Annotated in this window: 1 pseudogene; it reads left to right on the top strand. The window is 47.7% G+C overall.

Going from position 1 to position 264, the window contains the following annotated elements:
• Window positions 1-264: pseudogene (locus tag AAEY79_RS15245) on the top strand (beta-ketoacyl synthase); the annotation flags it as partial.

The raw sequence follows: 264 nt of genomic DNA, 5'->3' as shown, positions 1-264 counted from the left end.
ATTTACAGTTAACCACTCGCGTGGTTGACATTAACGGTAAGCGCGGCGAACTGAAAAAGCCATCGTCTTGTATCGCTGAATACGAAGTGCCGGCCGATGCCTGGTACTTTGCTAACAACAGCCACCAGACGGTAATGCCTTATTCGGTATTAATGGAGATTTCATTACAACCTAATGGCTTTATTTCCGGCTACATGGGCACCACTCTTGGTTTTCCTGGGCAAGAACTGTTTTTCCGCAACTTAGATGGTCACGGCACCCTGC

This window comes from Psychrobacter sp. GW64-MNA-CIBAN-0177 (assembly GCF_040309585.1).
GTDB classification, from domain to species: Bacteria; Pseudomonadota; Gammaproteobacteria; order Pseudomonadales; family Moraxellaceae; genus Psychrobacter; species Psychrobacter okhotskensis.
The sequence above is the reverse complement of the archived record's forward strand: the minus strand, read 5'-3'. Positions and strand labels throughout refer to the sequence as shown.